The following is a 17,080-nucleotide window of genomic DNA, read 5'->3' as shown; positions in this document are numbered from 1 at the left end:
CAAGCATGAAGGCTTCCGCCTTCGCCCTTCATCCTTTGTTCAAGCGGTGGGGGTGCTTTGCGCGAGCAGGGAATCGATCACTTCCTTGAACTGGCGTTTGGGCCTCGCGCCGATGAGTTTCTCGACCGGCTTGCCGTCTTTGAAAAACATGATGGTCGGGATGCTCATGATCTGGTAACGGCCGGCGATCTCCGGGTTCTCGTCGGTATTGAGCTTCAAGACCCGCACCTTTCCGGCATACTCGTTCGCCAGTTCCTCGACGACCGGGGCCACCATCTGGCAGGGCCCGCACCAGACGGCCCAGAAATCCACCATCACCAGTCCGGGAGCCTTCATGACCTCGGCGTCCCAACTGCCTTCGTCCACTTTCATCGCCTGTGCCGCCACGGGAGTTCCTCCTTCGCGCTATGAGCGGCAGGATGCTCCGCCCAGGCCGGCATCGTACAGCACGCTTCTCAAAACTGTCAACTTGGGCCGAAGCGCCGGCTACCACCTCCACTCCGCCGGCACCCCCGCCCACCATCCGTCAGGATTGGCCTTGCGCCATTCTGTCTGCTGTCGCCACAGCCGCTCGGTGGCGGTCTTGTCCAGACGAGTGGCCATGGCGGCGGCGATGTCGGCCTGCCGCCGGACGCTGTCCTGGATGATCTCCTTGGCGATCCGTGCGAGCACATCGGGCGGATCCACCAAGTCCTGAGTGTCCCGGGTGGCCAGGTTGAGGAACAGCTGCTCGACGCCCACCCAGCGATCCTCCTTGGCCAGCGCCTCCAGATAGCCGTCGAGCGCCTGGAAAACATAAGTCAGGTAGGTGTAGCTTTCCGCCGAAGGAGCCTCCTCCACCTCTCGCTGACAGGCTTCCAGGGCGCGCCGATAGTCCGCTGCCGCGAGAAACACCTTGGCCCGCTTGAGATGGTCGCGCGCCCCCTCCGACGCAACGGATGAGCCGTCCGGCACGATCAGGCACATCGCGAGCACCGGAAGGGCTAGAACCCATTCCGTCCGCCATCTTCCCCGCGTTTCCTGCTCCACGCTACACCTCCCGCGCGCGATGCGCGTCAATAGGGCCGGCCCATGGTGGGCGAGCCGCCCGGTGCCGCTTCCGGTACGATCGGCTGCCGGGCGGTCGTGCTTGGCCACGGCAGCCCCTTCTCGTCCATCAACAGCGGATAGAGGATGGACTTGATCAGCATGGTGCCGACGCCTTCGGTCGCCCCGATGCCGGTCAGGCTGATGAGGAAATTGTACTGCACCCGGTCCGGGAACTGGATGTAGTAGAGACCCAGCGACCAGCAGCGGCAGGGGTTCTGGTACACCGCGACGACGTCCGTCTCCGGCCTGACCCCGGATTTGAGATCGTAGTACGTCTTGGCGCCGACCGTCCACCCGTAGGGAAGCCGGACGCCTCCGGCGGCGGTGACGTACTGGACGGTGGGCGTCGGGGCGAAGACCTCGCCGAACGAAAGCGGGTTCCAGATGTCGCCTCGTCGAACCCGGTTGCCTTCGCGCGTGTACCGTTGCCCCACTTCTGCGTACCAGCTCATCCCGTGTTGGTACCGCAAGTCGGTGTTCCACTGGCTCAGGTTCCTCTCGTAAGGATCGAAGAACGTGTCGACCGTCAGCGACACGGGTCTGTCCCGAGGCGACGTGCTGATCGGATTGCCAATGACGCCTCTGGCCCAGATATCGGAGAATTTCCTTCCGGCCACGGCGACCATGGTGGGCTGGAGCTGTTGGGACAGGGTCGTGTACTGGACGCTGTCGGGAAACGGAAACTGCCGGGCTTGGGTCTGGACGCCGCCCACGTGATAGCTTTGCGCGAGAGTCAAGTCCAGCCAGTTCACGGTCGCGCCCTCCGGCCCCATGCCGAGCAGCCGGTTGCGCAGCTTGTAGGTGACCAGGTTCTTCTTGGGCAGGTCGTCCACCGCGTCGATCTGGACGATCTGGGACTGGCTGGTGGCGGGCACGAACTCGTAGATCACGTCCGGTTCGATCGTGTGCAGCAGGCTCCCCCCGCCCTCCCGGTTGAACCGCCGGGTCAACCGCGTCGTGGCGTCCAGGCTCGCCCAGAAGGTCTCCCGGTGGACCGACTGTGCGGTCGTCACGCCCCTCGTGTAATAGACTTCGCGGAGCCGGACCTGGGGAGTCAGGCCGACTACGTCGCCGACGTTCAGCGTCTCCGTCCCGATCCCCGGCATGAAGTCCACGCGGTTGAGCTGGAACCCCTGGTCCCGGTGCCAGTTGACAACGGTCGTATCCAGGCCGACGACCAGCGGATTGTCGAACGGCGCCACGTTGAGCAGACTGTACCCCAGTTCGGGCAGCCGTTGGAACGTCGAGTTGCCTCCGACCTGCAACGGCTGGAGGTACTGGCCCAGGAGGTACACGTTGCCGGTCGGGAGCCGCTTGTTGACGTTGATGTTGGACTCCTGGCTGGGCAGGGCGCGCAGGAAGCCCGTGTTGCTGAGGTCGTTGTAGTAGTTCGGATCGCTGAGCAGGTTGGCTTGCGCGCGGATGGACAGGGTGTCGGTGACTTTCTGTGTGTGGGCTCCGGTCAGGAGCGCGCGGCCCCGCCCGACCTTGGTGTCCTCGATGAACGTGCCGAGCCACTGGCCCCTGGTGTTCCGATCCCAGACGTAGCGGTACTCCAGGTCTCCGCCGTAGCCCCGGTTACTCAGATAGTCCGGCGTGACCGTGATGTCCTGGCTGGGGTCCACCGCCCAGAAGAAACCCTGCCGGTAATGCATGCCGAACCGGTTGTCGTACCCGACTGTCGGCACCAGGAACCCGCTCTTGCGGCCGCTCTGGACGGGATAGTTGAGGGACGGGAGGGGCAGGACCGGCACGTCGTTCACGCAGAACCAGACGTCCTTTCCGTAGAAGCTTTCCCCCGCGTTCAGGTCCATGTCCTTGAACGTGAAGCGCCAGGCCGGGACCTGCCCCTCCTTGGCGTCGCAGTTGGTGAACGAACCCTCCTTGGCCCGGTAATGGTCTTCCGAAAACCGCTGCAGCAAGCGGCCGGTCACCAGCGTGTTCGACTCCTTCATGAAGAGCTTGCCGTTCGTGATGACCCCCGCATCCGTGTTGACATCCAGCTCCAGCCGGTCGGCCCACAGGTCGGACGTCGGGTCCTTCAGGTGGGTGTGCCCCGTGGCGATGAGCGTGCCGGAGAGCATCATGACGGTCACGCGGTCCGCGGTCAGCTGGAGGGGCCCCTGGACGATCTTCACCGACCCGACCGCCTCGTAGACCTCGTTGCCCTGGATGTATTCGAGGTGGTCGGCGGTGATCTCGATCGGCTGGGCGGCGGCGGACGTAGCCGAGAGGGTCGGTTTGGCGCCCCAGGAGACCGCTGCGCCCGACGGCAAGATCACGATCAGAAGGGCCAGGGAGGCAAGGATGGGGCAGCCGAGCACCGACCGGCGGCTTCGGCCCATTTCAGCCCCTGATGGGAGACAGCCCGCACCCGCGCAGGAGGGCTTTCACGTCGCCTACCAGCATCAGGGACCCGGTCACGCAAATCAGGTCCTCCGGAGCGGCCAGCCGTCTGGCTCGCGCCAGCGCGTCGGCAGGGACCGGCTCCGCATAGGCGCTCCCGGCTTGTCCGCCGAGCGCCTCCAGCATCTCCTGCACCGACGCCGCGCGCGGAATCGCCGCCTGCGTCACCACGACCTCGTCGGCGAGCGGCGCCAGCGTTTGGAGGAACCCGCGACGGTCCTTGTCGCGCATCATGCCGACCAGGAGAATGACGCGCGAGCCCCGATGCTCGCGGCGGTAGCCGGCCAGGTAGACGGCCAGCGCGTCGGCGGCGGCCCGATTGTGCGCTCCATCCAGCAGGATCGTCGGATGCCGCTCCGCGACCTCCAGCCGCCCTTCCCACCGGGTCTGCCGCAAGCCGGACCGGACGGCCGACTCGGGTACTTGCAGACCGGCCTCCGACGCCAGCTCCAGGACCGCCAGCGCACAGGCCGCGTTTTCCAGTTGATGGGCGCCGGCGAGGGGACAGGACAGCCCCTGGTACGACCCACGCGACCCTTCGTAGCGGAACCCCGTCAGCGGCTCCCCCGTCGTTCGGAAATCGCGTCCCCACTTGGACCAGGGGGCCGCACGCTCCCCGGCAACCCGACCGATCACCCCCTCCGCCTCCGGCGAAAGCCGTCCGGTGACCAGCGGGACTCCGGGCTTGATGATTCCGGCCTTCTCGAACGCGATGGCGCCGACCGTCTCCCCGAGATACTCCTGGTGATCCAGGGCCACGTTCGTGATCACCGCGACCAGCGGAACGAGCACGTTCGTCGCGTCGAACCTTCCTCCCAAGCCGACTTCCACCACCGCGATGTCCACCTTAGCCTCGGCGAAATGCTGGAACGCCAGGGCGGTCGTGAACTCGAAAAAGGTCGGCGCGCAGGAAGGGGGGAGAGCCTCTCGCAGGCGCTCGACCAGCGCGGCCAGATCATCCTCGGCGATCGGCTCGCCGTTGACCCGGACGCGCTCCCGAAAATCGACCAGATGCGGCGAGGTGTAGAGGCCGACCCGATAGCCGGCCGCCTGCAGCACGGCCGCAGCCATGGCGGCCGTGGATCCCTTGCCGTTCGTCCCCCCTACGTGCAGCGACGGGAAGCGTCGGTCCGGGCGTCCCAACCGGGCCACGAGTGTGCCGATGACGTCGAGGCCGGGCCTGATGCCGTGCCTCTGGAGCCCGTGTAGAAACTCGAGCGCGTCGGGATAGGGCATGAGGATCCGGCTGCCGGGCGGCAGCCTTACAAGTGGCTGAGGAGAAGACCCAAGGTCTCCTTGAGGTGCTTCCGCTCCACGATCATGTCGATCATGCCGTGCTCCAACAGGAACTCGGCCCGCTGAAACTCGTCCGGCAGCTGCTGCTTGATCGTCTGCTCGATGACGCGGGGGCCGGCGAACCCGATGAGCGCCTTCGGCTCCGCCATGATCACGTCCCCCAGCATGGCGATGCTCGCCGTGACCCCCCCGAAGGTCGGATCGGCCAGCACGGAGATGAAGGGCACGCGCGCCTCTCCCAGCCTGGCCACGGCGGCGGAAGTCTTGGCCATCTGCATCAAGGACAGGATGCCCTCCTGCATCCGCGCCCCGCCCGAGGCCGTGATCAGCACGAAGGGGAGCCGCGCGGCCAGCGCGCGATCCACCGCCCGGCAGAGCTTCTCTCCCACGACGGACCCCATGCTGCCCCCCATGAACCCGAAGTCGAACAGGCCGAGCGCGACCCGCCGGCCGTTGATGGCCCCCTCGCCGATCACGACCGCGTCTTTTCGCCCGGTCTTCTCCTGCTGGGCGCGCAGCCGCTCCCGGTAGGGTCGGGTGTCCAGGAACCCGAGAGGATCCTGCGGCTCGAGATCGGCCTCCCACTCCCGAAACGTGCCGAGGTCCACCAGCATGGCGATCCGCTCGGTCACGGAAATGGGAAAGTGGTAGTCGCACTTCGGGCAGACCTTGTTGTTCCGGTCCACCTCCTTGCGATAGACGATCTCGCGGCAATGGCTGCACTTCAGCCACAGGCCCTCGACGACCTTCGGTCTTCTCGAGGCCTCCTGACTCGACGGCGCGTCCTTCTTGAACCAGGCCATACGTTGCTTGCTCTAACGATGAATGAGGGAAAACTCCGCAATCCTCGTTCGTTCAGCGTTCAGCGTTCATCGCTTTGCGTTCAAATGTGGACTTCCTGTCCTTCTTCCAGCACCGTCAGGTTGCGAATCTTCAGGTCAGCCAGCTGCCGCTTGATTTCCTCGCGGAACCGCGGCTTCAGGTGATAGGCGTACACCGGCAGGTCAGGCCGGCCGATCCGGCGAAACGCCCGACCGAAGAGGGACGGGGTCAGGTGCTTGCTGACGCGGGCCAGTTCGGCCATCTCCTCCGGGAAAGACACTTCGATGAACGCGGCCTTCAGCGTGGGCTCCCTGGCCGCGACCTTCCAGATCTCCCCAGTTTCGTACGTGTCCCCACTGTAGAGGAACGAAGCGTTTCCTTCGCGGAGCAAAAAGCCCACGGTAGGGACCAGATGGTTGACCTTGACGGGGGTCACGTGCAGCCCGGCCACCTCGCTCTCCCGGCCGATCGTCAGCGACCGCTGGACGAAGATCGGCTGCCTGGCGTTGGGAAGCCTGAAAAAATTCGGGTACAGCTTCCCGTTGAAGAGATGCGTCCGGAGCCCGTTCAGGACCTGCGGGATGCTGGTCAGCACCACCGAATTGACCGCGTCGTCCACCAGGTTGTCGGCCAGCGTCGGCAGCCCCTGGATGTGATCGAAGTGCAGGTGGGAGAGCAAGACGTGCCGGATCCGCTTCTGCTCTTCAAGGTGAAGGGCGGCGCCGACCGTGCCGGCGTCCACCATCACGGTCCCGTTGACCAGAAAGCCGCAAGTCCGGCACTGATGCACTCCGACGTCCCCGCCGACGACTTGGTCGGACCCGTGGCACCCCAGGACCCGGATTTTCACGGCGCCGTCTCCTGGCTGCCGGCAAGCTTCATGAACGCCACGCCCCGCATCCGAGCCCCTCAAAAAGATGGCGCAGGATAGCACAGCACGCCTTCCCCCCGCACCAAGAATCACTCATTCCGCACGCCCGTCAGCCGCCCCGCGATTGGCCGCAACAAGACGGCCGTTTCCGAGATCAAAGGCCATTGGCCCATGCGTGAAAACCCGTGAGTAACCGGGAGGACAAACCACAAATCGGCTCGGCAGGGACCGCAATCAGCGGACGGTCAGAACGGGCTCCCACCCAGCCCGAGGCGGACCAGCATCGTCGCGCCGAGCCCGACGCTGCCGAGACTCGCCAGGCCCTGGACCACGGCCAGCACGCGACTCCCGAGCGAGGCGGAGAGGACCAGGGGGAGGCTGATGAGCAGGCCGAGCACCATCATGCCGGCGATCGAGCCGGCCCCGAAGCACAGGATATAGGCCACGCCTTCCCAGGGAGACCGGACGGCAGAGAGCACCACCAGCAGGAGGGCGGCGGAACCGGCCAGACCGTGGACCGAGCCCACGAGGAGGGGCCGGAGGGAAAGCCGCAGCCAGTGATCGTGCCCGTGGTCCGGATGGAGCCGATGGCTGTGGAGATGCAGGTGGGTCTCCCCTCCGTGCCGATGCGCGTGGAGGTGCCACCGTTCCCGAACCAGCCGAACGGCCAGGGATATCCCCAGCAGGACCAGCATGAGGCCGACGGCGCACTCGAACGCCTGGGCCACCCGTTCCGGAATGGTGACCTGGAGCAGGATGACCGCGGAGCCGATCAGCAGGAGCACGGCCGTGTGGCCGAACCCCCAGCAGAATCCCACGAATCCCGAGGTGCGAAGGGAGGGACGTTCGGAGAGGATCGTCGAGATTGCCGCCAAGTGGTCGGCATCCAACGCGTGCCGAGCCCCCAGCAGGAACCCGAGCCCGAGCAGGGTGATGAGATGCGCGTCTGACATGAGGCCGTGGATCAGTTCCGAAGGCGAGCCGCGGGGGTGGATTCAGCCGCCCCGGGCGTGCATCTCGAGGTGGGGATCTTCTCGGAGCCGCTCGATCTCCACCAGCCTGGCTCTGACGCCCACCCGCTCCAGCTCCTTCCTCCGCTCGGCCCCGCGGTCCCTTCGGGCCTGCCAGCCGGACCGAATGAGCGCCGCGATCTCTTCCCGGGACCGTCCGGAACGGAGCGGCTGACGCAGGTCGAGGCCGTCCACTGCGTAGAGGCACAGGAACCAGAGACCGTCCGCCGTCAGCCGGCTTCGGTCGCAGGTCGCACAAAATGGCGCCGTCGTGGAGGCGATGATCCCGAAAGTCGTCCCGTCCGGCAGCCGAAACCGCTGCGCCGGAGCGGAGCTCTCCTCGACGACCGGCTCGACCCTCCCGTAGCGCCGTCCGAGGAGGTCCAGGATGGCGTCGCGTGACAGGACCTTGTCCATTGACCAATCGGTCGCGCCTCCGACGTCCATGTATTCGATGAAACGGACTTCGGCCTCCACCCGCCTCCCGTATTCGATCAGCTTGACCAGCTCGTCGTCGTTGAACCCACGGATGGCGACCGTGTCGAGCTTCAGCCCCTTGAATCCGGCCCGCCCGACCGCTTCGATCCCTTCCAGCACCTTGCCGAGGGTGTCGCGCCGTGTCAGGGCCTTGAACCGACCAGGATCGAGCGTGTCCAGGCTGACCGTCACGCGGTGAAGGCCGGCCTGGCGGAGAGCCTGAGCCTGCTCGGCCAGAAAGATGCCGTTGGTCGTGAGGGCGAGGTCCTTGATCCGGGGGTTCGCAGCCAGCATGGCGACCAAGGTCGGCAGGTCCCGCCGCAGGAGCGGTTCGCCGCCCGTCAGGCGGATCTTGTCCACCCCGAGCCCGGTGAACAGATCCGTGAGCGTCGCGATCTCCTCGAACGTCAGGATCGTGTCCTTGGGCAGCCAGACGTACTCCTCCTCCGGCATACAGTACCGGCAGCGGAGGTTGCACCGATCCGTGACCGAGAGGCGGAGGCTCTGCAACGGACGGCCGAACGAATCGCCGACCGCTGGCGACGCGCTGTTGGCTGGCCCAGTGCTCACGGATGCTCCTCCACCCAGACTTCGCCCTCCGGCGTGTGCTCAAGCTTCCAGATCGGCGTGATCTGCTTCAACTCGTCGATGCACCATTTGCAGGCCCGGAACGCGTCGGCCCGATGCTCGGCTCCGACCACGATCAACACGATGTTCTCCCCGACCTGAATGTCGCCGTACCGGTGCAGGATCAAAACCTCCAGCACGTCGAAATCCTTCAGGGCCCGCTCCCGGATCTCCCGGAGTTTCTTCTGGGCCATGCCCTCGTAATGCTCGAACGTGATCGAGCTGACGTCGTGGCCTTTGGACCGATCCCGCGCCGTTCCGAGAAAGGTCGCGATTCCGCCGATGCGCGTGGATCGGCGCCGGACTCGGTCGATCTCGGCGTCCACGGAGAAGTTCTCCCGCTGGACCCGCACGAGCATGGCCTCGTCGCCACCGTCGGGCGCGCCGCCTGCGAAGGGGGGCAACAACGCGATCTCGTCGCCATCCTTGATCTCGGTCTCCTCGTGCGCGATCTCCTGGTTGACCGACACGAGCACCTTTTTCTTGTGGATCAGCTCGCCGATCTGCGGGTAGCGGCGGTCCAGCAACGAGACCAGATCCTTCACGCGCCGGCCGCCGTTGAGCGACAGGGACAGCTCTGGCTGGTTGTTGGCCAGCGTCTTGATCAGACCGAACAATCTGATCGTGATCACGATCGCACCCCGCGCTGAAGGCTGAGCGCTGAGCGAAGGATGGAGACGTCGGCCACGTTCGGGCTGCCAGTCATTTCCCTCCCCGCGTTCATCGTGCGCCCCTCGTGTACGTCCCCGACTTGCCCCCGGACTTGGAAACCAGATAGACATCGCTGAAGCTGATCCCCTTGTCGACGGCCTTGCACATGTCGTAGATCGTGAGCGCGGCCACCGAGACAGCCGTCATTGCCTCCATCTCGACCCCGGTGGGCCCGGTGGTCTTGGCGGTGGCGGTGATCGTGATCGAGCATCGCCCGTTCAAGTCCGGCTGGGGATCCTCCTTGAAATCGACGTCCACGCCGGTGAGCAGGATGGGATGACACATCGGGATCAAGTCGGGAGTCCGCTTGGCCCCCATGACTCCGGCCACCTGGGCGACGGCTAGCACGTCCCCCTTGGCGATCTTCCCCCGTTGGATCTTCTCCAGGGTCTCGGGAAGCAGGAACACGCGAGCCTGGGCCGTGGCCACCCGTTCGGTCGAGTCCTTTTGGGTCACGTCCACCATCCGGGCCCGCCCCGACTCGTTAAAGTGCGTGAACTCAGCCATTTTCCCCTGAAATCACGAACCGTTGAACCAGGTGAAATTATAGAAGTCGCTCGGAAACGGAGTCAAGCGAAATGGAGCCGCTGCCAATGGCGCACCGCAAGCCGCGCGGTCGGCTTCCTTTTCCCGCACAAACCGGCGACCGTCCCTCCGGCGCACCGATCGCTGCGGCCGTTGCTTGACTCCCGGTGCGAGCATCAATGAGAATGGGGTGATGTTCGACCAATTGCTGATTCAGAATCTGGAATTCCTCGGTCGCTGCGGCGTGACGCCCGAGGAGCGCCGCGTGCCGCAGCCCCTCGCCCTGGATCTGGAGCTGGACTACCAGCCCGACGGTTTGGCGCGTGCGGCTGCCAGCGACGATCTTTCGAAGGCGGTCGACTATGCCCGGGTGGCGGAGCGGGCACGGGAGACCGGCACGTCCCAGGAATTTCACCTCCTGGAGACGCTCGCGGACCGCCTCGCGACCGTGATCCTGGCCGAATTTCCCGTCGCCGCGGTGCGGCTCTGGGTCAGGAAGCTGGCCCCGCCGCTCGAACAGGTCAAGGGGTCGGTCGGGGTCAGATTGGAACGGAGGAGGTCGGCCGAAGTTCCTGATCCCGCCCCCGCCGCCTTTCTCTTGGAACAGATGCACCTCCTCCCCAAAGGAGCCGCGCTGGACGTCGCGTGCGGATCCGGGCGGAACGCCCTGTTTCTGGCTGGCCGCGGCTATGCGGTGGACGCGCTGGACCGGGACCAGTCGGTTCTGGCTTCCCTGGCCTCCGTGGCCCGGGAGAGGAACCTGACGGGCCTGAGCACGCGCGCCGTCGATTTCGAAAGCGGGGACCGCCCGCCGGACATCGCACGGGAACGGTATGACGTGGTTCTCGTCTTCTTCTACCTCCACCGCCCGTTTTTTCCGGCCCTCATCCAGGCGATCAAACCAGGCGGGGTCCTGGTCTACGAAACGTTCCTGATCGACAACCACCTCCGACACCAGCATCCGCGCCGACGCGAGTTCTGCCTGGAACGCAACGAGCTGCTGCGGCTGGTGCCGGGGCTGCGCGTGTTGCACTATGACGAGGGCGAGCACGCGGACAGCCGCACGGACCGGCCGGCGTTCACGGCCAGGCTGGTCGCCCGAAAGGAAACCCATGGCTAAAGAGCCCGGCAGGCTCGACCTCCACCTGCACACGACCTATTCCGACGGGAGCCTCCCGCCCGCCGAGGTCCTGACCCTGGCCCACAAGGCCGGCGTCACGGCCCTGGCCATCACGGACCATGACATCGTGGACGGCATCCCCGAGGCCCTCGAGGCGGGCAGGCGGTTGGGAATCGAGGTGATTCCCGGCATCGAGATCAGCTCCCGCCACGGAGACAACGAGCTCCACGTCCTGGGGTATTATTTGGACTGGACCGATCCGGTCCTGCAGACCCGCCTCGCCCGGCTTCGAGCCGGTCGCCACGAACGGAATCCCCGGATCATCGAGAGGCTGAACGGGCTGGGCCTCTCCATCACCTATGACGAGGTCCGGGAACTGGCCGGCACCGAGTCGGTCGGACGGCCCCACATTGCCCGGGTCCTCATGCAAAAGGGCTACGTCGGTTCAGCGAAGGAAGCCTTCGAGCGCTACCTCGCCGCCGGGAAGCCGGCGTACGTTCCCAGGGACCTGCCGGCCCCCGCCGAAGCGGTGGCCTGGATCAGGGAAGCCCGGGGCATCCCGGTGCTCGCCCACCCGACCTGGCTCAAAGAAACCGGCGAGGCGCTCGTCAGGCTCTGCTCCGACCTGAAAACCGCCGGCCTGATGGGGATCGAATGCCACTACAGCACGCACCGTCCGCAGCAGACTTCCCAGTACCTGGAACTGGCCAGGCGGCTGGACCTGCTGGTCACCGGCGGGAGCGACTTCCATGGGATCACGAAACCGGACATCGAGGTGGGGGTGGGCCGAGGCGGGCTGAAAGTCCCGGGCAAGCTGATCGAGCCTCTCAAGCGCGCGGCCGCGTCCTTCTCCTGAACCGGACCGGCCGATCCATTCGCGGACGCAGAAAAGTCTGCTATGATGGGAACGCTGTTATAGGTTGCCTGCCGAGTCCTCTTTCAACGGGAGGGCCGCACGATGACACGGACACTCGCCGCGCTCGCCCTTGGCTGGCTGCTTGCCGTCGGCCAGGCCTGGGGATCCGGAATCAGCATCATGCGGGGACAGGACGGCACGACCGGGACGGTGTACGACTTCGGCGGGGTCAAGCTGTACAACGACTCACGGGGGACGACCGGCACGGTCTACGACTTCGGCACCATCCAGCAGTACCGGTTCAGCGGGCCTAGCGGCGATCTCAATTCCGGCACGATCTACCGGTTCGACTCGCCCAGGATCGGCCCGACCATCCCACCCCTCGCTCCCCCGGTTGCCCCCTTGTTTCCGATGATCCCATACGGGGGCGGCGTCGCTCCGGGCAGCAATCCCGGCGGTAGTCAGTGGCGCGGCGGCACGAGCCGCTGAGCAGAATCCGCTCCGACCCTTCAGCGCAACCGAGCCGACCGGAATCCCGGGTCAGTTTTCCGGCGCTTCGACGATGTGGTTTTCGAACCTGGTGCACCCCTCCGCAAGGAGGCGGTTGGTGAGCATCTCGCCGGGCCACTCGATCGGAAGGTCGGCCGTGAAGACCCAGACGTCCGGCGAAGTCCAGACCGGCCCGTGATCCTCCGGCAGCTCGGGATCGAACAAGTCCGTCCAGACCGGCATGTAGACCCCGTTCCCGCACTGCGTGTGCAGGTGCACGATCGTGCGGCTGCGCACGGTCGGCTCCAGCTCGCGCCAGACGGCCACGGTCTCGTCGGCCAGCCGGTGGAGCCGCACCGCGTTCTGCGCATCGAACATCGCGTAGGCCGCGAAGACCGGCGCGTCCAACATGTGCGGGGCCGAGGCCAACTCCGGGCACTGGGCCACGAGCCCGGCCAGCAGAGCCTGGCGATCCTCGTCCTCCAAGGTCTCCGGCAACCCCGGGTCGGGCGAGCCGAGCAACTCGAACATGAGGTAGGCCGTCGCCTCCACGGGCGGATGCAGCCGAGCGGCCATGGTTTGCCGGCGGCGGGAATCGGCCAGCGAGACGATGTGGTCGTACATGGAATGGAGCGTCAGGAGATCCAGCGTCGCGTCGGTCAGCAGGCGGGGCTCGACCATCACGACGGTCCCCGGCGACAGGTGCAGGTGACGGTGAAGCAGATCGGCCGTGGCCACCGGGTCGATCTTCAGCCCGAGCGGCAGGCTGAGGTTGGCCTGGAGCGGCAGCTCCAGTGCAGCCATGACCGCATAAGTGGGCTTGTCCTCCGGCTGCCCCTCCATCATCACCGAGCAGGCGGCTTCGGCCAAAAGATCGAAGAGCCACTCGGCCATCTCCTCGTCGAGCGCGGCCAGCACCGTGAGGAGATCCTGCTCCCGATCCTGCTCGAGGAACGCCTGCAAGGTCTCCACGGCCGCATCGGCATCCCCGTGATCGTGGCGCCGGGCGTTGATCAGGTGGATGAGGTCTCGCGTCAAAGGATCGGGCCGGTACCAACTTGACATATGCCCCTCCCTGAACCGTTCCTCGTCGTTCGTGGGACGTGAATCGCGGAAGTCGCTCCAGGGAACTCGGTCCCGACGAAGGAGGAACGCTTCACGAGCAACGCGCGTCGCTCAGTCATGTTGCCAAAGTTCCGGGTCAGAGGCAAGCCCCCTCATAAACGACGAACGCGGAACGATGAAGGACGATTGCTATTCCCCGATGACTTTGATCAGAACCCGCTTCTTGCGACGGCCGTCGAATTCGCCGTAGAAAATCTGCTCCCAGGGCCCGAAGTCCAACCGCCCGCCCGTGACGGCTACGACGACCTCCCGCCCCATCAACTGTCGTTTGACGTGCGCGTCGCCGTTGTCCTCGCCGGTCTCGTTGTGCCGGTACCGGGCCTGCTGCGGCGCCAGCCGCTCCAGGAACTCATCGTAGTCCTTCAGCAGCCCCGCCTCGTCGTCGTTGATGTAGATGCTGGCGGTGATGTGCATGGCGTTGACCAGGACGAGCCCTTCCCTGATTCCGCTCTTCCGGACGGCCGCTTCGACCTGGGGCGTGATGTTGAGATAGGCGCGGCGGGTCTTCGTCTCGAACCAGAGCTCTTCCCGGTAGGACTTCATGGGCGGCCAAGAAACCGACGTCTGACGCATTCTGCCTGAGGTGAGAGAAGAGATGCAAGCACTTCTGCGCCGAACGGACGGAAGTCGAGACCGACCACCAACTCAATCCGCACAATCCGTGGTGGACCGCGCTGGTTTTCGCATATAATAGGGCACACTCGTCGGTCGAGCCAATGACCATACGGACCGCCCTTCCCAACGCGCCTCGCCTGTCGGCCAACGCGTTGAACGTCCTCCAGCGCCGCTACCTGGCCAAGAACGCCCTGGGCAAGCCCGTCGAGGCGCCCGAGCAGCTCTTCCGGCGCGTCGCCGGCAACATCGCCCAAGCCGAGCACCTGTACGCCCCGAGTCGAAAGGAGGGGGCGCGGCGGGCCGCGCGGATGGGCGAGGCTTTCTACGGCCTGATGCGGAGCCTGGACTTCCTGCCCAACTCCCCGACGCTGATGAACGCCGGCCGCGATCTCCAGCAGCTCTCCGCCTGCTTCGTGCTGCCGGTCGAGGATTCCCTCGAGTCGATTTTCGAGGCCGTCAAGCAGCAGGCCTTGATCCACCAGTCCGGAGGCGGGACCGGCTTCTCGTTCAGCCGGTTGCGGCCCAAGCGCGATCGTGTCGCCTCGACCAGCGGCATCGCCTCGGGGCCCGTCTCGTTCATGCGCGTCTTCAACATGGCCACCGAGGTGATCAAGCAGGGCGGGACCCGCCGCGGCGCCAACATGGGAATCCTGCGGGTGGACCATCCGGACATCCTGGAGTTCATCGCGGTCAAGCAATCCCCCCAGGAGCTCACCAACTTCAACGTGTCGGTCGGCGTCACCGACGCCTTCATGCGCGCGCTGGATCAGGGACGGGAGTACGCGCTCGTGAACCCCAGGACCGGTCGGACCGTCACCCGCCTCAAGGCCGCCGAGGTCTTCGATCGGCTGGTGGCGGCGGCCTGGCACAGCGGGGAGCCGGGCGTGGTGTTCCTCGACACGATCAACGCCGCCAATCCGACGCCGCACATCGGCCGGATCGAAGCGACGAATCCTTGCGTGACGGCGGACACCTGGGTCCACACGGCTGACGGACCCCGACAAGTCGGGACTCTGATCGGCAGACCCTTTCTGGCTCAGGTTCACGGGGAACCGCATGTGACCGGCCCGAACGGTTTCTTCCGCACGGGCACGCAACCCGTCCTGCGCATTCAGACTGCCGAAGGCTACACCGTCAGGGTGACCGCCGACCACCTGATCCGTCGCGTCACTCGAAAGACCCGCTACGTCATTGAAAGCGAGTGGCATCGGGCCGGCGACCTCGTGCCGGGAGACACCGTGCTCCTCCACGATCACCGGACGAACGCCGGGTGGAAGGGCGACTATACTTTCGAGCAGGGATACCTGCTCGGCCTCCTGGTCGGGGACGGGGTGCTCAAACAAGACAAGGCCGTTCTGTCTGTCTGGCACACGGGCGGCAAAGGGACCGCGGGCGTCATGAACGAAGCCCTGCGCTGCGCCTATAGCCTGCCCCATCGGAGCGATTTCAACGGCTGGGTCTCCGTGCCCGGGCGCCACGAGTACCGGCTAGCCCTCGCCGCGCTCCGCCATCTTGCCCTCGCGTGCGGCATGCGCCCAGGTCACAAAGCGATCACCGCTCAGGTCGAGCAAGGTTCGAGCGACTTTCACAAAGGATTTCTCCGCGGGTTCTTCGACGCGGACGGCTCGGTGCAGGGCTCCCTCGCCAAGGGAGTCAGCGTGCACCTCGGACAAAGCGACGCGACCAGACTGAAAGCCGTCCAGCGGATGCTGCTGCGACTCGGCATCGCCTCTCGAATCTACATGAACCGAAGGCGAACGGGCTCCCACCGCCTGCCTGACGGGAAGGGCGGCTCCAAAGCCTATGCGATCCGGAGCCAGCACGACCTGGTCGTGTACGGAGACAATCTGCTTCGTTTTCAAGAACGCATCGGCTTTGCGGACACGGAGAAAGCCGCCAAACTTGCTCGCCTCCTGCAAACCTACCGGCGCCGTCTCAACCGCGAACGTTTCTTGGCGCGTGTGACGAACGTACGCGCGGACGGTGTCGAGGACGTGTTTGACGTGCACGTGCCGGGACCCCGCACATTCGATGCCAACGGATTCGTCGTGCATAACTGCGGCGAACAGCCCCTGCTCCCCTACGAATCCTGCACCCTCGGGTCCATCAACCTGGCTCGATTCGTGACCGGCTCCGCCACCGCCCCCAGGATCGACTTCGACCGCCTGGCCGAGACGATCCCCCTGGCCGTGCGGTTCCTGGACAACGTCATCGACATGAACCGTTATCCGATTCCCGACATCGAGCGCATGACCAGGGGAAACCGCAAGATCGGACTGGGGGTCATGGGGTTCGCGGACTTGTTGATCAAGCTGCGCATCCCCTACGACGACGACGAGGCCCTGACCACGGGCGAGCGGGTCATGCGGTTCATCCGGGAGCGGGCGTGGGCGGCCTCGGCGGAGCTGGCCGTCGAGCGCGGGCTCTTTCCCAACTTCAAGGGAAGCCGGCTGGAATCGGACGGGCGCCGCCTGCGCAACGCCACCGTCACCACGGTCGCCCCGACCGGCACGCTCAGTATCATCGCGGATTGCTCGGCCGGCATCGAGCCGCTCTATGGCGTCAGCTTCGTCCGGACGGTCATGGAGGACGTCCGCCTGGTCACGGTGCATCCGCTGTTCGTCAAGATGGCCCGCGCGGCCGGCATCGCGTCCCCGAAACTGCTCGAACGCATCGCCGCCAACGAATCCGTCCAGCATCTCTCGGAGATCCCGTCCGATTTTCGCCGCCTGTTCGTCACCGCCCATGACGTGTCCCCCGAGCGCCACGTCCGGATGCAGGCCGCGTTTCAGCGGCACAGCGACAGCGGCGTGTCCAAGACCATCAACCTGCCCGCATCGGCCACGAAGGCGGACGTTGCCTTGGCCTTCCTCCTGGCCCATCGCCTTGGTTGCAAGGGCCTCACGGTCTTCCGAACGGGAAGCCGCGAGAAGCAGGTCCTCTCCTGCGCGGGCGTGCAGTACTGCTAGGAGGCAAGGGGCACGAGGCTCGTGGCAAGAGGCATAAACTCGTCGAGGATTTTCCCTCTAGCCTCGCGCCCC

At 65.8% G+C, this 17,080-nt stretch carries 16 protein-coding genes; 4 read left to right on the top strand and 12 right to left on the bottom strand.

Annotated elements, in window-relative coordinates:
* Nucleotides 1-39: 39 nt before the first annotated feature.
* The 10 genes from trxA to moaC all read right to left on the bottom strand — a co-directional run bounded on the left by trxA (nt 40) and on the right by moaC (nt 9,816).
* Nucleotides 40-387, bottom strand: a complete 348-nt coding sequence (gene trxA, locus AB1411_12510) for a thioredoxin (GenBank protein MEW6544417.1) — start codon at nt 385-387, stop codon at nt 40-42.
* Nucleotides 388-486: 99 nt separating this feature from the next.
* Entirely contained in the window at nt 487-1,029 is a 543-nt protein-coding gene (locus AB1411_12505; GenBank protein MEW6544416.1) for a hypothetical protein, read from the bottom strand.
* 26 nt (nt 1,030-1,055) lie between these two features.
* Entirely contained in the window at nt 1,056-3,434 is a 2,379-nt protein-coding gene (gene lptD / locus AB1411_12500) for an LPS assembly protein LptD (GenBank protein ID MEW6544415.1), read from the bottom strand.
* 1 nt (nt 3,435) lies between these two features.
* Nucleotides 3,436-4,731, bottom strand: a complete 1,296-nt coding sequence (locus AB1411_12495; protein MEW6544414.1) for a folylpolyglutamate synthase/dihydrofolate synthase family protein — start codon at nt 4,729-4,731, stop codon at nt 3,436-3,438.
* A 26-nt stretch (nt 4,732-4,757) separates the two neighbouring features.
* Nucleotides 4,758-5,594, bottom strand: coding sequence for an acetyl-CoA carboxylase, carboxyltransferase subunit beta (accD, locus tag AB1411_12490; GenBank protein ID MEW6544413.1), 837 nt, complete (start codon nt 5,592-5,594; stop codon nt 4,758-4,760).
* Between the two features lie 80 nt (nt 5,595-5,674).
* Complete coding sequence (locus AB1411_12485; protein ID MEW6544412.1) at nt 5,675-6,463, bottom strand: 3',5'-cyclic-nucleotide phosphodiesterase; 789 nt, start codon at nt 6,461-6,463, stop codon at nt 5,675-5,677.
* Between the two features lie 266 nt (nt 6,464-6,729).
* Nucleotides 6,730-7,437, bottom strand: a complete 708-nt coding sequence (locus tag AB1411_12480) for an urease accessory protein (protein ID MEW6544411.1) — start codon at nt 7,435-7,437, stop codon at nt 6,730-6,732.
* 42 nt (nt 7,438-7,479) lie between these two features.
* Nucleotides 7,480-8,541: a GTP 3',8-cyclase MoaA gene (gene moaA, locus AB1411_12475; GenBank protein MEW6544410.1), complete on the bottom strand. Its 1,062-nt coding sequence runs from the start codon at nt 8,539-8,541 to the stop codon at nt 7,480-7,482.
* The gene (locus AB1411_12470; protein MEW6544409.1) at nt 8,538-9,230 is read right to left on the bottom strand and encodes a molybdenum cofactor biosynthesis protein MoaE; all 693 of its coding nucleotides are present in this window, start codon (nt 9,228-9,230) and stop codon (nt 8,538-8,540) included. Before AB1411_12470 ends, moaA begins: the two co-directional genes overlap by 4 nt.
* A gap of 88 nt (nt 9,231-9,318) precedes the next feature.
* On the bottom strand, nt 9,319-9,816 hold the full coding sequence (moaC, locus tag AB1411_12465) for a cyclic pyranopterin monophosphate synthase MoaC (GenBank protein MEW6544408.1): 498 nt from the start codon (nt 9,814-9,816) through the stop codon (nt 9,319-9,321).
* A gap of 211 nt (nt 9,817-10,027) precedes the next feature.
* Between moaC and folB the strand changes: the two genes are divergently transcribed.
* The 3 genes from folB (at nt 10,028) to AB1411_12450 (ending at nt 12,299) form a co-directional block, all read left to right on the top strand.
* Nucleotides 10,028-10,954 carry a dihydroneopterin aldolase gene (gene folB, locus AB1411_12460; protein MEW6544407.1) on the top strand — a complete coding sequence of 309 codons (927 nt, stop codon included), beginning with the start codon at nt 10,028-10,030 and terminating at the stop codon, nt 10,952-10,954.
* On the top strand, nt 10,947-11,810 hold the full coding sequence (locus AB1411_12455) for a PHP domain-containing protein (GenBank protein MEW6544406.1): 864 nt from the start codon (nt 10,947-10,949) through the stop codon (nt 11,808-11,810). Before folB ends, AB1411_12455 begins: the two co-directional genes overlap by 8 nt.
* Before the next feature lie 102 nt (nt 11,811-11,912).
* Nucleotides 11,913-12,299, top strand: coding sequence for a hypothetical protein (locus tag AB1411_12450; protein MEW6544405.1), 387 nt, complete (start codon nt 11,913-11,915; stop codon nt 12,297-12,299).
* Nucleotides 12,300-12,350: 51 nt separating this feature from the next.
* Here AB1411_12450 and AB1411_12445 read toward each other — a convergent pair whose 3' ends face one another.
* On the bottom strand, nt 12,351-13,364 hold the full coding sequence (locus AB1411_12445; GenBank protein ID MEW6544404.1) for a hypothetical protein: 1,014 nt from the start codon (nt 13,362-13,364) through the stop codon (nt 12,351-12,353).
* Nucleotides 13,365-13,553: 189 nt separating this feature from the next.
* Nucleotides 13,554-13,967, bottom strand: a complete 414-nt coding sequence (locus AB1411_12440) for a secondary thiamine-phosphate synthase enzyme YjbQ (protein MEW6544403.1) — start codon at nt 13,965-13,967, stop codon at nt 13,554-13,556.
* A 173-nt stretch (nt 13,968-14,140) separates the two neighbouring features.
* Between AB1411_12440 and AB1411_12435 the strand changes: the two genes are divergently transcribed.
* Nucleotides 14,141-17,008: an LAGLIDADG family homing endonuclease gene (locus AB1411_12435; GenBank protein MEW6544402.1), complete on the top strand. Its 2,868-nt coding sequence runs from the start codon at nt 14,141-14,143 to the stop codon at nt 17,006-17,008.
* Nucleotides 17,009-17,080: the final 72 nt, after the last annotated feature.

The organism is Nitrospirota bacterium (assembly GCA_040757595.1).
In the GTDB taxonomy this organism is placed as follows: Bacteria; Nitrospirota; Nitrospiria; order Nitrospirales; family Nitrospiraceae; genus JBFLWP01.
The sequence above is the reverse complement of the archived record's forward strand: the minus strand, read 5'-3'. Positions and strand labels throughout refer to the sequence as shown.

Bases quoted from the DNA above. Each gene is read 5' to 3' on its own strand.
- lptD (MEW6544415.1), bottom strand. From the start codon at position 3,434: ATGGGCCGAAGCCGCCGGTCGGTGCTCGGCTGCCCCATCCTTGCCTCC.
- AB1411_12495 (MEW6544414.1), bottom strand. From the start codon at position 4,731: ATGCCCTATCCCGACGCGCTCGAGTTTCTACACGGGCTCCAGAGGCAC.
- accD (MEW6544413.1), bottom strand. From the start codon at position 5,594: ATGGCCTGGTTCAAGAAGGACGCGCCGTCGAGTCAGGAGGCCTCGAGA.
- AB1411_12480 (MEW6544411.1), bottom strand. From the start codon at position 7,437: ATGTCAGACGCGCATCTCATCACCCTGCTCGGGCTCGGGTTCCTGCTG.
- moaC (MEW6544408.1), bottom strand. From the start codon at position 9,816: ATGGCTGAGTTCACGCACTTTAACGAGTCGGGGCGGGCCCGGATGGTG.
- folB (MEW6544407.1), top strand. From the start codon at position 10,028: ATGTTCGACCAATTGCTGATTCAGAATCTGGAATTCCTCGGTCGCTGC.
- AB1411_12455 (MEW6544406.1), top strand. From the start codon at position 10,947: ATGGCTAAAGAGCCCGGCAGGCTCGACCTCCACCTGCACACGACCTAT.
- AB1411_12450 (MEW6544405.1), top strand. From the start codon at position 11,913: ATGACACGGACACTCGCCGCGCTCGCCCTTGGCTGGCTGCTTGCCGTC.
- AB1411_12445 (MEW6544404.1), bottom strand. From the start codon at position 13,364: ATGTCAAGTTGGTACCGGCCCGATCCTTTGACGCGAGACCTCATCCAC.
- AB1411_12440 (MEW6544403.1), bottom strand. From the start codon at position 13,967: ATGAAGTCCTACCGGGAAGAGCTCTGGTTCGAGACGAAGACCCGCCGC.
- AB1411_12435 (MEW6544402.1), top strand. From the start codon at position 14,141: ATGACCATACGGACCGCCCTTCCCAACGCGCCTCGCCTGTCGGCCAAC.